The sequence below is a fragment of the Burkholderia stagnalis genome, assembly GCF_902830275.1.
Lineage (GTDB): Bacteria > Pseudomonadota > Gammaproteobacteria > Burkholderiales > Burkholderiaceae > Burkholderia > Burkholderia stagnalis.
In genome coordinates this window covers 1-4,112 of sequence record NZ_CADESW010000052.1, presented here as the reverse complement: position 1 = coordinate 4,112, position 4,112 = coordinate 1, and the positions used below count along the sequence as shown (strand labels likewise).

Below are 4,112 nucleotides of genomic sequence, written 5' to 3'. Positions count from 1 at the left end.
GACTTCAGCGGCGACGCTTCGTGCGAGTGCACCGAGCCCATGTAGATCACGACGCCGCCGCGATCGTCCTTGTACATGTGCTTGAGCGCGGCCTTCGTCGTCAGGAACGCGCCGTCGACGTGGATTGCCTGCATCTTCTTCCAGTCGGAGAACGCATAGTTCTCGATCGGGTTCACGATCTGGATGCCGGCGTTCGACACGAGGATGTCGACCGAGCCGAACGTTTCGGCCACCTTGTCGATGCCGCTGTTGACGGCTTCCTCGCTGGTCACGTCCATCGCGACGCCGATCGCCTTGCCGCCCGCCTGCTTGATCGCTTCCGCGACGGCGTTCGCGCCCTCCTGGTTCAGGTCGGCGATCGCGACCGCCGCGCCCGCCTTTGCCAGTACCAGCGCGATTTCCTTGCCGATGCCGCTTGCGGCGCCCGTCACCACCGCCACCTTGCCGTTCAAATCCGTTGCCATGCACGTCTCCTTCGATCTCTGGTCAATTGAGCGCCGGTCCGCCGCGTGGGCGCGCGATCTCCGGCGGGCAAGCCGCTATTGTGCATGATCCGCTTGCGCCATTCGCTCCTGAAACGTCTAAGCTTAAGGTCGAACCAGCCACGCGGGAGACATGCATGCACTATCGACGGCTCGGCCGCTCCGGCCTGCAGATCAGCGAGCTCTCGCTCGGGTCATGGGTTACGTACGGCAACCAGGTCGACCGGCGCGTGGCGCGCGAATGTCTCGCGGCCGCGCGCGACGCCGGCGTCAATTTCTTCGACAATGCCGAAGTCTATGCGGGCGGCAAGTCCGAGGACATCATGGGACACGCGATCAAGTCGCTCGGCTGGCCGCGCGTCAGCTATATCGTGTCGACGAAGTTCTTCTGGGGGCTTGCCGAAGCGCCGAACCAGTACCACACGCTGAACCGGAAATACCTGCTGAACGCGATCGACGGGTCGCTGCAGCGGCTGCAGCTCGAGTATGTCGACCTCGTCTATTGCCATCGCCCCGATCCGCACACGCCGATCGAAGAGACCGTGTGGGCGATGAGCGACATGATCGCGCGCGGCAAGGCGCTGTACTGGGGCACGTCGGAATGGAGCGCGGACGAGATCCGAGCTGCATGCGAAATCGCCGAGCGGCACCACCTGCGCAAACCGGTCGTCGAGCAGCCGCAATACAACCTGTTTCACCGCACGCGGGTCGAACAGGAATACGCGCGGCTCTACGACGACTACGGCCTCGGCCTGACGACGTGGAGCCCGCTGGCGTCGGGCCTGCTGACCGGCAAGTACCGGCACGGCGTCCCGCCCGGCAGCCGCGCCGAAGTCCAGGGCTACGACTGGCTGCGTGAACGACTGACCGACCCGGTCCGAAACGATATCGTCGACAAGCTCGGCGGGATTGCCGCCGAACTCGGCTGCACCGTCGGCCAGCTGGCGATTGCATGGGTGCTGACCAATCCTCGCGTGAGTTCGGTCATCACCGGTGCGTCCCGGATCGAGCAGATCGACGACAACATGCGTGCCCTCGACGTCGTCACGAAGTTGTCGCCGGACGTCAAACAGCATATCGAGGATCTGGTCGGCACCGCGTACGAATAGGGCGATTGCCGGCCACTCGCGTACAATACGCGGCCGCGTCGGCGCCCGGCTTGCCGGCCACGCCCGCCCGACAGGCTTTCACCGATTCACCCTCCGTTCCAGGCAGCCCGCCATGCTCAGTTATCGTCACGGTTTTCACGCAGGCAACCACGCGGACGTGCTCAAGCACGCCGTCGTCGTCCAGCTGCTTCGCTACCTGAACAAGAAAGACAAGTCGTACTGGTATATCGACACGCATGCGGGCGCCGGCGTGTATTCGCTGCGCGAAGGCTATGCGGCGAAAACCTCGGAGTTCGACACGGGCATCGGCAAACTGTGGAATGACGAGAAGCTGCCGTCGGTGCTGGCCGACTATCTCGACGAAGTCCGCGCACTGAACGACGACGGCGAATTGCGCTACTACCCGGGCTCGCCGTATCTCGCATGGCGGTTGATGCGCGAACAGGACCGGATGCGGCTGTTCGAGATGCACAGCACCGAAATCGATGTGCTGCGCCACAATTTCCGCGACGCCGGCCGGCGCGCGATGATCTTTTCGGGCGACGGATTCGAGGGCATCAAGGCGCTGCTGCCACCGGCGCCCCGACGCGCGCTCGTGCTGATCGACCCTTCCTACGAGGACAAGAAGGATTACGCGCGGACGGTGACATGCGTGACGGAATGCCTGAAGCGTTTCGCGACCGGCTGCTATGCGATCTGGTATCCGCAGGTGGCGCGCGCGGAATCGGAGCGGTTTCCCGAGCAGTTGAAACGGCTGCAACCGGGCAACTGGCTGCACCTGACGCTAACCGTGTCGAATCCGCCGGCAGACGGACTCGGTCTCTATGGCAGCGGGATGTTCATTCTGAATCCGCCCTACACGCTGGCGCAGGACATGAGGGAGACGCTGCCCTACCTCGTGGAAGCGCTCGGTCAGGACGGCGGCGCCCGATGCGGAATCGAGCACCGCGGAAACTGAGGATCGCCCCGATCGCTTAGGGCTGCCGCGGCTGCAACAGCGGGCGCGGCTGACCGGCCGGTGGTGCCGGCCATGTCGGAACCTGGATGTAAGGCGCGACAAACACCGGCACGGACGAATTCGGCGTCTGCTCGACCGGCGTTCGCATGGTTGCCGGCGCGACGATCGGTTCGCGCGACAATGGCGCGGTCTGCAGGAGCAGCCCGCCCTTTCCGTCCTGGATGCCTCGCTGTGTGTCGAGAATCAACGGCTGAGATGCCGTCGCCGCGTAGCCGGCCAGCGCGTGAACGAGCAACGCTCCGGCCAAACCCGCACGCATGCGTGAAACGCCCTGCACATCGATACGCAAGCGCATGATTTTGCCCTTCTGGTAAAAAATCAGGCCCATACCATAACGCCAAGTGGCCGGCTCTGCCAGAGCCCGACGCGCAAAAAACAAAGCCCCGTCAATACGGGGCTTGCTTTTTTATCGGCGCCATCGGCGCCTGCCGGCGCTGCCGGTTACAGCGAGTAGCCGTTGGTCTCGAGCGAGCGGATGCGCTGCTCGAGCTGGACGACGTCCGACGACGTCGCGAGGTAGGCTTCACGGCGCTCACGCTCTGCGGATTCGAACCAGGTGCTCAGCTTTTCAACGATATAGGCGATCATGATGTTCTCCAAGGAAGGGGCGACCCCTGGCGAAACGGTGTTCAGGGATTTCCCGTATAGGGTTATCCCGAATTATAGCGATGCCCCATCAAGATGCCAGTGAAATGCTTGCATGGATGCCATTCCAAATTGGAATAGTTCATCAGACAGCTCACGCAACCCTTTGATTTCATTGACATCTCGAAATCTCGTCCGTTGACCCACTCGAAGGTGCGCACTATTCTGGTTCGGAGACGGGGTCGGCAAGACGCGCCAAGATCGGGCATTCCGGCCGGCCGTCGCCGTGACAATGTGCAGCCAGGTCTGCGAGGGTATCGCGCATGTCGGTCAATTCGGCGATGCGCTTATCAAGTTCGGCCACATGCTCGAGCGCGATCGACTTCACTTCCGCGCTGGCGCGGGACCGGTCCTGCCAGAGCATCAGCAGCTTGCGAATATCTTCGACGAGAAAGCCGAGGCGCCGGGCCTGGCGGATGAAGCGCAGCACATGAATTTCGTCTGCGCCGTAGATCCGGTAGCCGGCGTCGCTACGTTTGGCCGGCGTCAGCAGTCCAACCTGTTCGTAGTACCGGATCATTTTCGTGCTGACTCCGGATTCGCGCGAGGCATCACCAATGTTCATTCAACGCCCTCTCGTCGAGTACTGATTTCCGATGTCCGGACTGCCGTGCGGGACGTTCTTCGACCGCATGTCGATCGTATCAAATCGTGCCCGCGCGTTCCGGACTCGATCACATTTCGGTGCCGCAAATGCAAAAACCCCCGCCGGTTAGGCGGGGGTTCTTGGCTTAGGGAGCCTGACGATTACCTACTTTCACACGGGAATCCGCACTATCATCGGCGTAGAGTCGTTTCACGGTCCTGTTCGGGATGGGAAGGGGTGGGACCGACTCGCTATGGTCATCAGGCAAAGAG

The 4,112-nt window shown here is 62.5% G+C and carries 6 protein-coding genes and 1 rRNA gene; 2 read left to right on the top strand and 5 right to left on the bottom strand.

The window, feature by feature from the left end; genetic code table 11:
- Positions 1-464: SDR family NAD(P)-dependent oxidoreductase (locus HWY45_RS36115; protein WP_176118468.1), on the bottom strand; the 464-nt coding region annotated here is incomplete at its 3' end.
- A gap of 155 nt (positions 465-619) precedes the next feature.
- Here HWY45_RS36115 and HWY45_RS36110 point away from each other — a divergent pair.
- Both HWY45_RS36110 and HWY45_RS36105 read left to right on the top strand, forming a co-directional pair.
- Entirely contained in the window at positions 620-1,591 is a 972-nt protein-coding gene (locus HWY45_RS36110; RefSeq protein ID WP_059883645.1) for a potassium channel beta subunit family protein, read from the top strand.
- 112 nt (positions 1,592-1,703) lie between these two features.
- Positions 1,704-2,549: a 23S rRNA (adenine(2030)-N(6))-methyltransferase RlmJ gene (locus tag HWY45_RS36105; protein ID WP_059563511.1), complete on the top strand. Its 846-nt coding sequence runs from the start codon at positions 1,704-1,706 to the stop codon at positions 2,547-2,549.
- A 16-nt stretch (positions 2,550-2,565) separates the two neighbouring features.
- Here HWY45_RS36105 and HWY45_RS36100 read toward each other — a convergent pair whose 3' ends face one another.
- From HWY45_RS36100 to rrf, 4 genes are all read right to left on the bottom strand, one after another.
- The gene (locus HWY45_RS36100; RefSeq protein WP_059563510.1) at positions 2,566-2,937 is read right to left on the bottom strand and encodes a hypothetical protein; all 372 of its coding nucleotides are present in this window, start codon (positions 2,935-2,937) and stop codon (positions 2,566-2,568) included.
- Between the two features lie 113 nt (positions 2,938-3,050).
- A complete protein-coding gene (locus tag HWY45_RS36095) occupies positions 3,051-3,197 on the bottom strand; it encodes a DUF3563 family protein (protein WP_081059564.1) in 147 nt (48 codons plus the stop codon).
- Between the two features lie 217 nt (positions 3,198-3,414).
- Positions 3,415-3,819, bottom strand: coding sequence for a Cu(I)-responsive transcriptional regulator (cueR, locus tag HWY45_RS36090; protein ID WP_059563509.1), 405 nt, complete (start codon positions 3,817-3,819; stop codon positions 3,415-3,417).
- A 173-nt stretch (positions 3,820-3,992) separates the two neighbouring features.
- A 5S ribosomal RNA gene (gene rrf, locus HWY45_RS36085) occupies positions 3,993-4,105 on the bottom strand.
- Between the last annotated feature and the right edge of the window lie 7 nt (positions 4,106-4,112).